This window comes from Pelovirga sp. (assembly GCF_059864205.1).
This window is the reverse complement of record NZ_JCBCBS010000046.1, coordinates 59,962-74,551: the sequence shown is the minus strand read 5'-3', so window position 1 is coordinate 74,551 and position 14,590 is coordinate 59,962. Positions and strand designations below refer to the sequence as shown.

Genomic DNA, 14,590 nt, shown 5'->3' with positions numbered 1-14,590 from the left:
GCATCTTTCCCGCCTATGCCGGACTTCAGTATGAAGAATACCGGGAGCAGCTCAGCACCTGTCCAACCTTACGGGGGATCCTGGTCTGGTGTCAGACCGGTGGCTGGTCCCATTTTGACCGTTTGACCTTTCTTGACAACTCCTCCCCCTGGAATGAACTCAATACCGTCGCTGCCATCGAACTCTTCACCACCAACAGGGCAGCGGCATCAATCATGCGGCAATTCTGCCGGGAGCGGTTCAACGAGCAGGATGCGGAAATCATGATCGAGGTTGTTGACATCTTCGATCGCCTGATTGACCGGCTCTGGTATTTTGCCCCCTTTGCCCGCCGCCAGATCTGGTTTCGCCGTTTGCGGGTGCCACCATTGTTGTGGATTTTCTGGGATACCATCCTGGTCAACCAGCCGCTGCGGCTGATGTTTCGCGCTTATCTCGATTCTCCTGCCGAGATTCGTAACGATGACCGGGAAGAGCGGCAACTGTTCAGGCGCTTAAAAACTCTCATTGGTAAATTGTCGCAGCCCCAGACCGACTTAACCATGGGTGCGGATACCCTGCGCCTGCTCTATTCGCTGCGGCGTTTCTATCTGGGCAACGCCGGCAAAAAACGGATTATCAAGATCAGCGCCCGGATTGAGCGTTACCGGAATAAACACCCGCAGGGATTTCTTATTGAGAGTGATTATTCCCCCTTTCGCCTGCGCTGGATCACCGCCGGAGCCCTGTTCGCCCTGCTGATGCGTTCCGAAGCTGACTATCGGCTCCTTGACCGCACCCTGCTGATTCGCCTGACCGGTTGGATTTTTCCACTCTTACGGCGCTTTCAACGCCAACGCATTCCAGAGCTGGCTGAACGTCAGGCCGCTGGGCTGGATCTGTTTTTCCGCTGATTTAAGGGTAACGAAGATGACAGCAACAAAACCAACAGGCTTGCGACGTCTGGTTCTCGCAGGCGGTTATTCCCTGCAGGGTTTGCGGGCCGCCTGGCGGCAGGAAGCAGCCTTTCGCCAGGAAGTGGTCATCAGTCTGCTCCTGATTCCCCTGGCCCTGGTGCTCGACTTTAGCCTGCTGGAGCGTCTGCTGCTTATCGCCGTGCTGATCCTGATGCTGGTGGTTGAATTGCTCAACAGCGCCATCGAAGCCGCCATCGACCGGATTGGACCGGAACGTCATGAACTCTCAGGACAAGCCAAAGATCTTGGCTCGGCGGCTGTTTTGCTTAGTTTATTGCTGGCGCTGGGGGTGTGGGTAAGCCTGCTCTGGTCACAGCTCAGTGACTTAATGGGATAACTGTTTTAGGTCGTTTTGCAATAGCATCGATTCCAATGGCGCCGACGTTCCATCAGTTCTTGAGATTCGACCGACAGGGTTGCGATGGGATAGGAACGCAAGCGCTCAAAACCAATTTCCTCCTCAGTCAACAGACAGCCCCATAACGTAACTATTCACTACTGTCCTTTCGCAGGGTCGGGGCTCCTGTGGCAAGGGTGTTTGTCGCCATGGACGGCGACAACAAGCGGTCATGGATGACGAAAAGCGCCCCTTGACATAGGATCCCCGATCCGATGCTGAACAGTTACAACATAACTACCGTCAACAATTCGCTGCAGTGCTGCTTCTACCTGTTCCAACAAGGTTCCCTTGCGACGGTAATTGATCATTTCCATCGTCGTACTGTTTTCCGTGAAGCTCTGATCGACAATATCACCGACTCGTTCATTCTGATGACGGATGCGCTGCCGAGCTTCCCTGTAATCGGTTCGCAGCTCTTGCCGCCAAACGATCAGGACGTTTTGAAAATAGTCCAGCTGTTCTTTACTCAAATAGTGACTCTGTTGCCCTAACGACAGTGCTGTATTATGTAATTGATTCATCAGTTGCTCCTTTAAAATGGAGAAGCTTCCATTTCTTGAGCCATGAATTCCTGCCCTGCTAACCGCAGTCACCCCGCCACAGGCAGGTCATCTCGCGACACTGATCGACCTGGTTGGTCATGTAGCAGGGGTTATTGTTTTCTGCTTTCTGAATCGTCCGAATCAGTTCGTCTTTTTTCAGGCGCCCAGCGCGCAAACCTTTTTGCGCCGCCAGCGCCTTGATTTCTTTCATGTTCATTGCTGATTTCTCCTTCATCAAGTGGTTGATACATCGTTAAATTGGCAATCTTTTATCCGCCTATTATTAGAAAATTGCTGGTAACGGGTGATAATTGTGTAAGGTGGACACGTTTTCGTCTGCCAATGAAATGCTCATGAATGTTTAACATCAGATTAACCTGCCACTGTTCTCCTGCAGCAAAAAGGAGAACCCTATGCCTCTGTCAGAAGCCTTTCCATTACCTTTCAGCCTCAAACAACAGCCGCCCTCATCCATCCGTGCCCGTGCCGGGAGCATCGCCCTTGGCCTGGTCGAAGCAGGTCTTGGTCTGTCTGCCTGCAACCGTCTGTACCGTCAGGTCCGCTCTGATGGCACCATGGCCGGGTTTGTCCATCAGGCCCTGAAAACCCTGGCAATAGATTATCTTGTTGAACCACAAGACCTGGCTCGGATCCCTTCAAGTGGCCCCTGTGTTGTTATTGCCAATCATCCCTACGGCGGCGTTGAGGGGCTGATTCTGTTTGATCTGGTCAGTCGCATCCGCCCGGACTTCAAGGTCATGGGGAACCGTCTGCTGGGGCGGTTACCGGCGCTGCGTTCCCACCTGATTGCTGTTGATCCCTTTGGTTCTGATAGCTCGGTCCGGACGAATATTGCTCCGCTACGACAGGCTCTGAAATCTCTGAAACAGGGGGAGTTGCTGATTATTTTTCCGGCCGGGGAAGTGTCCTCTCACCAGTCAAAAGAGACCGGAGTGGTCGATCCCCAATGGAATGATTCCGCCGCTCGGATTATCCGGCGCAGTAACGTTCCGGTGGTGCCGATCTTTTTCCCCGGACACAACGGCCCATTGTTCCAGTTAGCGGGCAAGATCCATCCCCGGTTGCGTACCGCTCTGCTCCCACGGATGCTCCTTGGGCAACGCCATCAGGTTAAGCAGGTTGTTGTCGGTCAGCTCATCAGTCCGCGCAACTGCGGCGATTTTGCCACTGACCGCGAACTGACCGATTATCTGCGTCTACGCACCTATGCCCTTGGGGCCAGAACCGCCACGCCGCTTGCTGGCCCCACAATTCCCACACCGGCAACCACCGCCCCGGTGATTCGCGCTGTTGACAAGAACCTTCTGCAACAGGAACTGGCGCACCTGCCAACAACACAGATGCTGACAGAAAATGACGAATTTTTGGTCTGCTACGCGGACGCTGGACAAATCCCCTGGGTATTGAACGAGATTGGCCGCTTACGGGAACTGACGTTTCGTGAAGTGGGTGAGGGGTCAGGAAAAAACTGCGACCTGGACAGGTTCGATGAAGGTTACACCCACCTGTTTCTCTGGCACAAGCAGCACCAGGAAGTGGTGGGTGCCTATCGTCTCGGTCACATCGATCGCATCCTGTCCACCATCGGCAGCAAAGGGCTGTACACCAGTACCCTGTTTGCTATGAAACCAGCGCTACTCAAAGAACTGCATGCCGGATTGGAACTGGGCCGCTCATTTGTCCGCCCAGAGTATCAGCGCTCTTTTGCCCCGCTGCTGTTGTTGTGGAAAGGGATCGGCCATTATCTGGTCCGCTATCCGCATTACCGTTATCTTTTTGGACCGGTGAGTATTTCACGGGAGTACAGTTTACAGGCTCGTGGATTGATCACCACTGCCCTGACGGAACATTACCGCGTCAATGAACTGGCTTGCCTGGTCAAGCCCCGAACCCCGGTAACTTTCAAACCGCTTATGCTCGCCGGTCTCGACCTGAAACAACAGTCATTTCTCAAGGAAATCGATCATCTCTCGGTACTGGTGAGTGACATGGAAGCAGACGGCAAGGGAATCCCCGTGCTGTTGCGCCACTACCTCAACCTGGGTGGGCAGATTCTCGCCTTCAATCGTGATCCCGATTTCAGCGACGTCATTGACGGACTGCTGCTGGTTGATCTGTTCAAGACAGACAAAAAACAATTGCAACGCTACATGGGGAAGGAAGGGTACGCTGGTTATCTGACTTATCATCGCCGGCCGCTGAAAAATTGTGCCTGACATGCTAAAACATTGAGTACTTAAGCTGTGGAGGATAAGGGAGAAAGCTTAAGACTGAGAAATGCGAAGCTCACCCTGTGCCTTGTTTCCTGTTTTTTTCCGCACAAAGCTTATTTCCAGGCCAAATGGTTTGCCTATGATCTTGAGGGTTTTCAATGTTGGGTTTCCTTTGCCGGTTTCAACATCCTGCAGGGCATCATGACTGATCTTTAAAATCTTTTCAGCGTAATCCTTCCGATTCATCCCGATTGTTTTTCTCATCAGCCGTGTTGCCTCCCCGATTGATATCGTACCGGCATCGATACGGGTAAACAACTCCTGACGCAAGGCTTCAACTTTCTCCCTCGGTGGCCTTTTCATCATCAAGCATCCTTCAAACTTAAAACAAGATCGCCAATACGTTTCGTCAATCGATCAATGATCACCTGATCTACACCATACTTGTCCATAGTTTCAGGTAACCTCTCGACCTTGGCAATATCCGGCTTCAACAATGCGCGGATTTCATCAGCAGCAAGCCCCGGACAACAGATACTTTCGGCGACTGCTCCCCAGTCAGGCATAGCCATGCGTTTTTCTGCTTCCCAGCGAGCAGCCCTGGGGATACCTTCCGGGTCCATAAACATCGGCGCAAAGTCGAACAGAGGGGAAATGGATGTCTCCCGAGGCGTTTTCAAATAAGCCGTATTACGGCCATGGTTATCAACATTGCCAAGGGCAAGGTTCAACATATCTCTGCGCAGAAATTCGATAATATCCGGCTGTGGCTGTTTAAGCAGCCGAGCCATCGCATGACAAATCTGGTCGTTGCTGATCCCTGGGCCGAAACCACTCCAGCCACAGATTGATGACGCCGACTCCAGTCCGTAACGAACCACCTGCCGGCCCTGAATGTTCCGATCAAACCGTTCAATGAACAGAGTATCGGCCTCAAAGCAAAGAGGGGCACCAACCTTCAGACCAAAATCCCGTGCCACCTCATAGTAGGGGGCCTCATTTTTCAGAACAAGCCGATCAGCGTCCAACCGGTGCCTTGGAAATTTGACCAGCCAATGCTTTTTGATGTTCTCCTCCGGCAGAGCTCCTTCGGCATGCCAGCGACCGTTCAAGTCCTGAACCAGTAAAAATTTTGGCGATTGACCCTGAACACTGGAGGCACCGGCAACGATCGCACCATTTGCTTCGGCATAATCGATAAATTCTATGTTTCTCTCAATAATTTCTTCACGAGTAAAGCCAGGGTGCGCCGTCAAAGTAAATCGTTCCACAGCAGAAGCGATGCGGATATTGCCGGGCGAGAAATTAGCCGCAAAGCATAAAAGAGACCAGTCGGTTTCAGCATCTTCACTATCAGCCAACCCTTGACGCTTAAGCCACGCAGCCCGGGCAGCACCGGCTGGAATGATATCGAAGAAAAAGGGCGGCCACTGATCACGGCTATGCTCTTCAAAATTGATATCAAAATCCAAACCAACCCGAGCCATGGGATGATTTTCGTCCATAAAACGAACGACGTAATCAATGTCATAAGTCAGACATTGATTACGTCGATACTGAGCCGCTTGGTGCCAGGCCCCATTGTGGTAAATTGCGATTGTAACTTCTTTCATATTTAATTAATCCAACGTATTTTTTATTGGATTATAACCGTATCTAAATTTTACGTCAAACAGTTATGATGCGTCTATAACCATGTATTATAGAGAATTGTTTTAATGATGGCGATGGGAGGCAGGGCAGGGGCGAAAAATATTTCGACCTACGGTTGGTTACGCCGGATGTCATCCACCAGCTTTTTTGCTTTTTTTCTGGCGTTGCGGTAGTTGAGCACACCAAAGGCGCAAAAAATGCCGGCGATGGATAGAAAAAACAGTAATTCCATGGCAGGTACCCCTGAAAAGATATACTTCAGGAGTACCTGCTTTTCGTCAGCAACGGGTTAGGGTTCAGTGTGATTTTGGTTACAGCGCACCAGGTGCTGGGCTCCTCAACTAGCCCTTGAGTTTTTTTGCAATCCGCGCGACATGAGCCCCCTGGAAGCGGGCTCCAGCCAGCTCATTGTCGCTCGGCATCCGTTCTCCCTGGCCGCCGGTAATGGTTGACGCCCCGTAGGGTGAGCCACCGGTAATCTCGCTGTTGTCCATCTGTCCGGCAAAGGAATAGGGGAGGCCGACGACAACCATACCATGATGGAGCAGGTTGGTGTGGAAATTGAGAATGGTTGATTCCTGGCCGCCGTGCTGGGTGGCGGAACTGACAAAAACACTACCGACCTTGCCGATCAAGGACCCGTTGAACCACAGGCCGCCGGTCGCATCGAGGAACTGGCGCATCTGCCCGCACATGTTGCCGAAGCGGGTCGGGGTGCCGAAAATGATGCCGTCGGCTTCTGCCAGATCATCCACTGTTGCGACCGGGAGATGCGCCATCGATTTCTGCGCTTCAACCGCGCCCATCTTTTCCAGCACCTCATGGGGCAGGGTTTCCGGGACCCGTTTGATGACAGCCTCACAACCATCGACCTCACGCACCCCTTCAGCCACTGCTTGTGCCATTTGGTAGATGTGACCATACATGCTGTAATGAACGATAAGTATTTTAGCCATGTTCTGCTCCTTCCACTGATGGTTAAGCCGTTTATTCACTGACAAACGTCAACACCATGGTACCAGACCTGCCCCCGTTGGCAACATCTTCAGTCATCACAAAAATTCCTGCTCACACCAGGTTCAAGCCCGTAGTCGTCATCACCAGTTTGCCATGCTTGACCCCTTTGGTGCCGATCAGTTCATCGGCGAGTTTTCTGACCTCGGAAGCACTGCCACGAACAACGGCAACTTCCAGACAGTTATGCGCGTCAAGGTGAACGTGGAGGACGGAAATAATCGCCTGGTGGTGGTTGTGTTGGTGCTCGGTGAGCTTGTCGGATAAGTCGCGGGTGTGGTGATCATAAACCAGGGTGACAGTACCGACGGTCTCCCCATCTTCCTGTAACCATTCCCGCTCAACCAGGGCATCACGCATCAGATCACGCACCGCCTCACTGCGGTTTGCATAGCCCTTCTCTTCAATCAGCCGGTCAAATTTTCCAAGCAGAATCTCATCAATAGAAATACCGAACCGTGCAGTCGACATGAAAAACTCCCGGATTAGAATAATTATAACTATTCACCATTATCCTTGTGCAGGGCCTTTGGGTCCTGTGGCAGGGGTGTTTGTCGCCATAGATGGCGACAACAAGCGGTCATGGATGACCCAACGGGAAACAATCGCGTCCCTTGACATAGGATCCGAAGATCCGGTGCTGAACAGATACGAATAATTGAGCTTGAACCTGCTAGCTTACATGATCTTGTCAATTTGTCATCCGCATATCGGTCGGTTTGCTGGTTGGCCACCAGTTTCAACCCGTTATCAATGTTCCGTTGACAGCCGGACGAATGGCAGCTAAAGTGCTACTAAATCATATTTCGTGCTATCCATAAAGAGAACTCCTTGTCGGTTTGGATACAACGCTATCTGCTTTGACTTCGGTCAGGATAACTCGTCAACAGGGATCAGCCAGGTCACACAGGCTGCGCCCGTCTCAAGTCTTTTACCGCGCCTGCTAATAGCAGCAGCAGTGATCTGGGGATGTGTCGGGACCGCCCTTTATTTCACCCGCAGGAGACCTGCCTGATGCATATCCCCGATGGTATTCTGCCGCTGCCGGTAACCCTTGGCGGATACACGGTTGCCATCGGTATCGCCTGGTACTGTATCAGAAAAATCAACCAGCGCGCTGATCCGCGCGAGGATGTGCCCAAAGCAGCACTGCTCACGGCTGTATTTTTTGCTGCGTCACTGATTCATATTCCCTTGCCCCCTGCCAGTGTACACTTTGTTCTGGCTGGGTTGCTTGGTGCGCTACTGGGAATTTTCGCTTTTCCGGCGATACTGGTCGGTCTCTTTTTTCAGGCGGTACTGTTCGGTCATGGTGGATTGACCATTCTGGGCATCAATAGTCTGATCGTAGGGCTTCCGGCCCTGATGGCGGCCGGCATTTTTCAGCAGCACAAACGAACAGCCTGTCCGTCCGGCTGGCGTACTGCCGTTTTTGGTTTTGTGGCCGGAGCCGGGGCCACAGCAATCTCCGTTGTTCTGTTTGCCTTGATCCTTGTTTTTTTTATGCCCGCTCACCTGGATGCCGCCGTCAAACGCTCTGCCCTGATGCTGTTGTTGCTTTCCCATATTCCCCTGGTGCTGGTGGAAGGAGCCGCAACCGCATTTATTGTTGTTTACCTGCGGCGGGTTAAACCTCGATTGCTGGGATACAAGTGATGCCATCTTGTCCGGATAAATCATTACACTCCTCTATCCTTGGTCGCTGGGATCCGCGCTTCCGCCTGATTGCGCTGATCCTGCTGGCTTTTTCCTTTTCAGCAGTCACAAGGTTTTATGCGGTTATCCTGATGCTGCTGATCACCGGTTGCTTCTGGGCTCTTTCAGGGCTGCCGCTAAGTTATCTTAAACAGCGATTAAAATACCCCTCCATGCTGGTTCTGATGCTGGTGCTGATGCTGTTGTTTAGCGACGGCGAGACGCTGTTGATGAAAATGGGCTTTATCACTATCACCACCGAAGGCGCTGAGGCCGCGTTACTGGTTTCTGCACGATTTTACTCCATCTTGTCTTTGGCCATTGCTCTTTTTGCTGTTGCACCGCTGATGGTTCATATTAATGCTCTGCGGGCGCTGGGACTACCGGCGATCATGGTAGATATGGCGCTACTGATGGTTCGTTATCTGGAGGTGATAAAACAGGATATGCACGCCATGAACATATCCATGCGCCTGCGAGGTTTTCGCGGAGGGAGCTGGTCGTTGACAACAATCCGGGTAAACTCCTGGCTGATTGGGAGCCTGTTGTTACGCAGCTACGAACGTTCCGAAAGGATTTATCAGGCCATGCGTCTGCGTGGTTACGGCTGGACCGACAACCCACCAACCGGCCTGTCGTTAAAGGTTGTTGACAGCTCTGTTTTTTTGCTGGTGGTTGTGGTGGCTATCAGTCTGGTATGGATGGGTTGAGGGTTTGACCCCACAGAATTGATCAGGTAACGTTTGCGCCCATGACCACACCTTCATCCCCAGTTTTACAGTTGAAAGCCCTGGATTTTGCCTACCCGGACACTCCAGAAGTTTTACGTCACCTTAATATCAGCATCCATAGCGGCGAGCGTGTGGGCCTGATCGGCCCCAATGGTGCCGGTAAAAGCACCCTGTTCCTGCTTATCAATGGCACTCTCCAGCCCTCAGCAGGAGAAGTGCTGGCCCGCGGCCGCGTACAGCTCAAGGGACGTTTCAACCCTGAGATCGGCCTGGTATTTCAATGCTCCGACGATCAGCTGTTTTGTCCCTCTGTCTATGAGGATGTTGCTTTCGGCCCGCAAAATATGGGGCTTGGCAAAGAAGAGGTGACACGCCGGGTTGAAGAAGCATTGCAGCGTGTCGGCGCTGAAAAACTGACCGGGCGTCCGGTTAACCATCTTTCGGAAGGGGAAAAGCGGCTTGTCGCCATTGCCGGGATTCTGGCCTTGAGCCCACAGCTGATTCTGTATGATGAGCCGAGCGCCGGTCTCGACATTCGCACCAGACGCCGGCTGATTCCGATATTGAAAAAATCCGCCCCGACTATTCTGATTGCTTCCCACGATCTTGAATTGATCCTGGAAGTCTGTACCCGGGTTTTGCTCCTCGACCAGGGGATGATCGTTGCCGACGGTCCACCGGCGCAGATTATGAATGACGAGGCGTTGATGACCGCCCACGGTCAGGAAAAACCCCATTCCCTGGTTCCGCACCAACTCCTGCACCACCAGTAAAGGTTCTGATCGTTGTTGGCACAGCGTCCATATTGCTATTTCAGCAGGTAATCACGAACCAGAATGTCGTAGACCTGTCTCTCCTCTTCCTCAGTAATCACCAGGCCCCGAATTTTCATGCCATGGATCACTTGACGCCAGCCCTCTTCAGTGCGGCGTGTCTGATACACGATGGAAGCGCTGTGGCAGGTTCCACACTTCTGTTCGATCAGCGGAATCTTCTGCTGACCGCAGGAACCAAGCAGCAGGAGGGTCATGCAACTGCCGATTGTTATAGCGACAACCAACAACAGGCGCTTTAGAAGAAAAAAACTTCGAAGATCCATGGCGCCCCTATAGCAGGATGATGCCGGCAGAAAAAAGCAATTTACCGTCCGGTTCAAATTCCTGCCCAAAGCAAAGGTTAACCCCCACTCCATATTTTTCGTCGAATTACTGTAAAATTGAGGAAGGCACCTTGATATGTCAAGGTAAAACTATTTGACCTTTCAATAGAATACTGTTTTAATTCTGACGAATTTATCTTTTAGCACAGGGTGCGGAGGTGTGACCTATGACTGATTTCAAGGGGATGTTGGCTGCTCACAATATTTCGCGACGGAGTTTTCTGAAATACTGCTCCGCCCTGGGAGCAATGATGGCGGTTCCTGCCACAATGACCCCACGCATTGCCGCAGCGCTTGAGAGTGACAACCGTCCGCCGGTGATCTGGATGGAGTTTCAGTCCTGCACCGGTGATACTGAGTCACTGCTGCGCGCCAACCGACCCTCGGTGGGCGAGCTGATTCTCGATCATCTCTCCCTGGATTATCACGAAACCGTCATGGCTGCGGCCGGTGATCAGGCCGAGGCGAGCAAGCACGCCACCATGGAGAAATTCAAGGGACAGTACATCTGTATCATCGAAGGCTCCATACCGGTCGGCGCAGACGGGGTTTACTGCACCATCGCCGGTCAAACTGCCGTTGATATCCTGAAAAAAGTCGGCGGCGATGCCGGTCTCATCATTGCCGTCGGCAGCTGCTCTTCTTATGGTGGCCTGCCCGCCGCTTATCCCAACCCCACCGGTGCTGTCGGCGTCAGTGAGCTGCTCCCCGGCAAAACGGTTATCAACCTGCCCGGCTGTCCGATGAATGTCGATAATCTCACCGGCACCATTGTTCATTATCTCACCTTCGGCAGCGCCCCGGCGATGGATCGCTTTGGGCGTCCCAAGTTCGCGTACGGTAAGCGGATTCACGACAACTGCGAACGTCGCGGCCATTTTGACGCCGGTCAGTATGTGGAAAACTGGGGGGATCATGGCCATCGTCAGGGCTGGTGCCTCTACAAAATGGGTTGCAAGGGGCCGGCCAGTTTCCACAACTGCCCGACCTTGCGCTGGAACGAGGGGCTAAGCTGGCCGGTTATGGCGGGACACGGCTGTGTCGGTTGCAGCGAACCGGGCTTCTTCGACACCATGATGCCTATGTACCAACGGCTCCCGAACGTCCCCGGCTTCGGCGTTGAAGCCTCGGCGCTGAAAATCGGTGGGGCCATCGTCGGGGCTTCAGCCGCGGTGTTTGCCACCCACGGGGCAGTGACCATGGCCCGTAACTGGAAACAGGTCAATCAGGCCAAGACGGAAACCCGTGAAATGATCAAAGAGACCACTGACGCTGAAAAATAAAGGGAGATAAGCGATGGCAAACAAAATAGTCGTTGATCCGGTTACCCGTATCGAAGGGCATTTGCGGATTGAAGCAACCATTGAGAACGGTGTCATTACCGATGCCTGGTCCAGCGCCACCATGTTCCGCGGCGTGGAGACCATCCTGAAAGACCGTGATCCTCGTGATGCCTGGTATTATACCCAGCGCTTCTGTGGCGTCTGCACCACGGTCCACTCGCTGGCATCAATCCGCGCGGTGGAAAATGCCCTCAACATCCAGATCCCCTTTAATGCCGAAATGATCCGCAACATCATCATGGGGATCCAGAACGTTCAGGATCACATGATCCACTTTTATCATCTCCATGCCCTCGATTGGGTTGATGTGGTCTCAGCCCTGTCAGCTGATCCCAAAAAAACAGCTGCCCTGCAACAGAGCATTTCGCCGTGGAAATTTTCCAGCGAAAAATACTTCCAGGGTATTCAGAACCGGGTTGGTGCTTTTGTCAAAACCGGCAAACTAGGCCCCTTCACCAACGGTTACTGGGGACACGCGGCAATGAAGCTGCCGGCGGAAGCCAATCTGATGGCGGTAGCTCATTATCTTGAAGCCCTGCACATCCAGAAGGAGATTATCAAGATTCAGGCAATTCTCGGCTCCAAGAATCCCCATCCGCAGACCTTCCTGGTTGGCGGTATGTCGATTCCGATTGACCCCAACAGCCAGAATGCCATCAACGCCGACAAGATTGCCCAGATCCGCCAGCACATCGCCATGGCCAAAGAATTTGTCGAGCAGGTCTATATTCCTGATGTACTCGCTGTTGCCCCCTTCTATCTGGAATGGGCCGGGATCGGCGGCGGTCATAAAAACTATCTTTCCTTCGGCGATTTTCCCGAAGGTCGGCGCGGCTACCCCAATGACTTCTGGATGCCGGCCGGGGTGATCATGAACGGTGATCTCTCCAACATCATGCCGGTAGATCAGCAGAAGATCACCGAATACGTGACCCACTCCTGGTACGAGTACAGCGCTGGCGATGGCGTTGGCAAACATCCCTACGAGGGTGAAACCAACGGGAAATATACCGGACCCAAGCCGCCTTATGATTTTCTTGATACCGACAATAAATACTCCTGGGCCAAAGCTCCACGTTATGACGACAAGCCGATGGAGGTCGGCCCACTCTCACGCATGCTGGTCGCCTATGCCTCCGGACACAAGGAAGTCACGGATACCGTGAATCTGGTTCTTGGCAAGCTCGGTGTCGGACCGGAAGTGCTGTTCTCGACCCTGGGCAGAACCGCAGCGCGGGCGATTGAGACCCTGATTATGGTCAACAAGATGAGTGACTGGCTCGATGCCCTGGTGGCTAACATGAAAACCGGTGATTACAGCATTCACAACAACGAAAAATGGGAGCCCTCCTCCTGGCCGGCCAATGCCCGCGGCTACGGCTTCCATGAGGCGCCCCGCGGTGCCCTTGGCCACTGGGTTGTCATTGACAACAAGAGCATCAAGAACTACCAGGCGGTGGTGCCGACCACCTGGAATGCCAGCCCGCGCGATCCCGCCGGGGTTCGCGGGCAATACGAAGAGTCGTTGATCGGTACGCCGATTGCCGATCCGCAGCGGCCGCTGGAAATTCTGCGCACTATGCACTCATTTGACCCCTGCATGGCCTGCGCAGTTCACCTCTACGATGAAGGCGGCAACCCTGTATCCAAAGCAAAAATTCTCTAGAGAGGCGTCGTTATGGCAGAGATCTCGGGAACATCTGTTGACAAGGTTGAACAGCCTATCGAATGCGCCGCCCGTCGTTATCTGTATGTCTGGGAAGGGCCGGTTCGGATCATTCACTGGCTGAATTTTTTCTGCATCATCATCCTGTCATTCACCGGCTATTTTATTCACGATCCCTTCATGAGCTCGGCGCAGCATCCCTACATCATGGGGCATATGCGCCATATTCATTATGTGACCGGAGTAGTTTTTTCCGTCAGTATCCTGGCGCGGCTCTACTGGTTTCTCGGTGACAGTTACTTCGCCAGCTGGCGGGCTATTCCCAATCCGTTCGACAAAAATAACAGAAAAACATTCTGGGCCTATATCCGTTTTTATACCTTTCTCGGCAAGGAGACCCCGCATTTGCTGGGGCACAATCCGGTGGCATTTTGCGCCTATACCCTCTTGTTTTTGTTGTTTTTTCTACAGATTCTGACCGGTTTTGCCCTCTGGGCTCAAGCTGATCCCTATAGTTCATTGTACGCTGTGACCGGCTGGATTTTCGGGCTGGTCAGCAACCAGTGGGTGCGCTGGTTTCACTTCATGGTGATGTTTCTGATCGCAGGATTTGTCATCAACCATATTTACAGCATTGTCCTGTTCGACTTTAAATCCAAGTCGGGTGAGATCAGCTCCATCTTCTCCGGCTGGAAACCGGATCGACGTGATTAATAAAGGTAATTTTCTCGTACTGGGATTGGGCAACCTGCTGATGAACGACGATGCCGCCGGATTGCGGGCAATTTACACCCTGCAGGAGCGTTATCCGGATCGGGAAAATTTTCAGCTTGTCGATGGTGGTACCCTGGGGCTCGATCTGCTCGGGCACGTGGCCTGGGCAGACAAGCTACTGCTGCTCGATGCGATCAACATCAATGAAGCCCCCGGAACCGTAGCTTTGATCGCCGGAGAGGATATCAATCCGATCCTGACCCAACGTATCTCACCCCACCAGGTGGGTCTCAAGGATCTGCTTGAAGCAGCGGAACTGATTGGTGATCGCCCCCCGGATGTCGAGCTACTGGGCATTCAATATGACAACATCGACATGGAAATGACCTTGTCGGCAGCCGTTGAGCGGGGGTTACCGAAGTTGATTGCCGCCGCGAGTGAGCGCATTGAGGCATTTCTATCCAGCCCGCCAGATCTTTGACC

The 14,590-nt window shown here is 52.8% G+C and carries 18 protein-coding genes; 10 read left to right on the top strand and 8 right to left on the bottom strand.

Going from position 1 to position 14,590, the window contains the following annotated elements:
• Window positions 1-893, top strand: an 893-nt coding sequence (locus AC6F7T_RS02940) for a hypothetical protein (protein WP_500716476.1), incomplete at its 5' end; no start/stop codon positions are given.
• 16 nt (window positions 894-909) lie between these two features.
• Window positions 910-1,293, top strand: coding sequence for a diacylglycerol kinase (locus AC6F7T_RS02935; RefSeq protein WP_500716475.1), 384 nt, complete (start codon window positions 910-912; stop codon window positions 1,291-1,293).
• A 230-nt stretch (window positions 1,294-1,523) separates the two neighbouring features.
• On the opposite strand, the gene AC6F7T_RS02930 is transcribed toward AC6F7T_RS02935, so the two are convergent.
• Both AC6F7T_RS02930 and AC6F7T_RS02925 read right to left on the bottom strand, forming a co-directional pair.
• Window positions 1,524-1,877, bottom strand: coding sequence for a TraR/DksA family transcriptional regulator (locus AC6F7T_RS02930; protein WP_500716474.1), 354 nt, complete (start codon window positions 1,875-1,877; stop codon window positions 1,524-1,526).
• Between the two features lie 58 nt (window positions 1,878-1,935).
• The gene (locus AC6F7T_RS02925) at window positions 1,936-2,115 is read right to left on the bottom strand and encodes an SAP domain-containing protein (RefSeq protein WP_500716473.1); all 180 of its coding nucleotides are present in this window, start codon (window positions 2,113-2,115) and stop codon (window positions 1,936-1,938) included.
• Window positions 2,116-2,311: 196 nt separating this feature from the next.
• Between AC6F7T_RS02925 and AC6F7T_RS02920 the strand changes: the two genes are divergently transcribed.
• Window positions 2,312-4,135, top strand: coding sequence for a GNAT family N-acyltransferase (locus AC6F7T_RS02920; protein ID WP_500716472.1), 1,824 nt, complete (start codon window positions 2,312-2,314; stop codon window positions 4,133-4,135).
• Between the two features lie 48 nt (window positions 4,136-4,183).
• Here the strand turns inward: AC6F7T_RS02920 and AC6F7T_RS02915 are convergent, their stop codons facing one another.
• The 5 genes from AC6F7T_RS02915 to nikR form a co-directional block, all read right to left on the bottom strand.
• A complete protein-coding gene (locus AC6F7T_RS02915) occupies window positions 4,184-4,498 on the bottom strand; it encodes a helix-turn-helix domain-containing protein (protein ID WP_500716471.1) in 315 nt (104 codons plus the stop codon).
• Entirely contained in the window at window positions 4,498-5,604 is a 1,107-nt protein-coding gene (locus AC6F7T_RS02910; protein ID WP_500716470.1) for a HipA domain-containing protein, read from the bottom strand. The genes AC6F7T_RS02915 and AC6F7T_RS02910 overlap by 1 nt, the downstream gene beginning before the upstream one ends.
• Window positions 5,605-5,894: 290 nt before the next feature.
• Window positions 5,895-6,017 carry a hypothetical protein gene (locus tag AC6F7T_RS02905; RefSeq protein WP_500716469.1) on the bottom strand — a complete coding sequence of 41 codons (123 nt, stop codon included), beginning with the start codon at window positions 6,015-6,017 and terminating at the stop codon, window positions 5,895-5,897.
• Window positions 6,018-6,126: 109 nt separating this feature from the next.
• Window positions 6,127-6,741 carry an NAD(P)H:quinone oxidoreductase gene (gene wrbA, locus AC6F7T_RS02900; RefSeq protein WP_500716468.1) on the bottom strand — a complete coding sequence of 205 codons (615 nt, stop codon included), beginning with the start codon at window positions 6,739-6,741 and terminating at the stop codon, window positions 6,127-6,129.
• Between the two features lie 112 nt (window positions 6,742-6,853).
• Entirely contained in the window at window positions 6,854-7,270 is a 417-nt protein-coding gene (nikR, locus tag AC6F7T_RS02895; protein ID WP_500716467.1) for a nickel-responsive transcriptional regulator NikR, read from the bottom strand.
• A gap of 543 nt (window positions 7,271-7,813) precedes the next feature.
• Between nikR and cbiM the strand changes: the two genes are divergently transcribed.
• From cbiM to AC6F7T_RS02880, 3 genes are read left to right on the top strand one after another with little or no spacing between them, the layout of a single operon-like run.
• The gene (cbiM, locus tag AC6F7T_RS02890) at window positions 7,814-8,455 is read left to right on the top strand and encodes a cobalt transporter CbiM (RefSeq protein WP_500716466.1); all 642 of its coding nucleotides are present in this window, start codon (window positions 7,814-7,816) and stop codon (window positions 8,453-8,455) included.
• Window positions 8,455-9,204, top strand: coding sequence for a cobalt ECF transporter T component CbiQ (cbiQ, locus tag AC6F7T_RS02885; RefSeq protein WP_500716465.1), 750 nt, complete (start codon window positions 8,455-8,457; stop codon window positions 9,202-9,204). The genes cbiM and cbiQ overlap by 1 nt, the downstream gene beginning before the upstream one ends.
• A 41-nt stretch (window positions 9,205-9,245) precedes the next feature.
• Window positions 9,246-9,998 (top strand): ATP-binding cassette domain-containing protein, encoded by a 753-nt coding sequence (locus AC6F7T_RS02880; protein ID WP_500716464.1) that lies wholly within the window; start codon window positions 9,246-9,248, stop codon window positions 9,996-9,998.
• A 35-nt stretch (window positions 9,999-10,033) separates the two neighbouring features.
• Here AC6F7T_RS02880 and AC6F7T_RS02875 read toward each other — a convergent pair whose 3' ends face one another.
• Window positions 10,034-10,324, bottom strand: a complete 291-nt coding sequence (locus AC6F7T_RS02875; protein ID WP_500716463.1) for a hypothetical protein — start codon at window positions 10,322-10,324, stop codon at window positions 10,034-10,036.
• 227 nt (window positions 10,325-10,551) lie between these two features.
• Here AC6F7T_RS02875 and AC6F7T_RS02870 point away from each other — a divergent pair, with 227 nt between their 5' ends.
• Genes AC6F7T_RS02870 through AC6F7T_RS02855 form a run of 4 tightly spaced genes read left to right on the top strand, consistent with a single transcriptional unit; the run spans window position 10,552 to window position 14,588 of the window.
• On the top strand, window positions 10,552-11,667 hold the full coding sequence (locus AC6F7T_RS02870) for a hydrogenase small subunit (RefSeq protein ID WP_500716462.1): 1,116 nt from the start codon (window positions 10,552-10,554) through the stop codon (window positions 11,665-11,667).
• A 13-nt stretch (window positions 11,668-11,680) separates the two neighbouring features.
• Complete coding sequence (locus tag AC6F7T_RS02865; protein WP_500716461.1) at window positions 11,681-13,393, top strand: nickel-dependent hydrogenase large subunit; 1,713 nt, start codon at window positions 11,681-11,683, stop codon at window positions 13,391-13,393.
• 12 nt (window positions 13,394-13,405) lie between these two features.
• Window positions 13,406-14,107 (top strand): Ni/Fe-hydrogenase, b-type cytochrome subunit, encoded by a 702-nt coding sequence (gene cybH / locus AC6F7T_RS02860; protein ID WP_500716460.1) that lies wholly within the window; start codon window positions 13,406-13,408, stop codon window positions 14,105-14,107.
• Entirely contained in the window at window positions 14,100-14,588 is a 489-nt protein-coding gene (locus tag AC6F7T_RS02855) for a hydrogenase maturation protease (protein WP_500716459.1), read from the top strand. Before cybH ends, AC6F7T_RS02855 begins: the two co-directional genes overlap by 8 nt.
• Window positions 14,589-14,590: the final 2 nt, after the last annotated feature.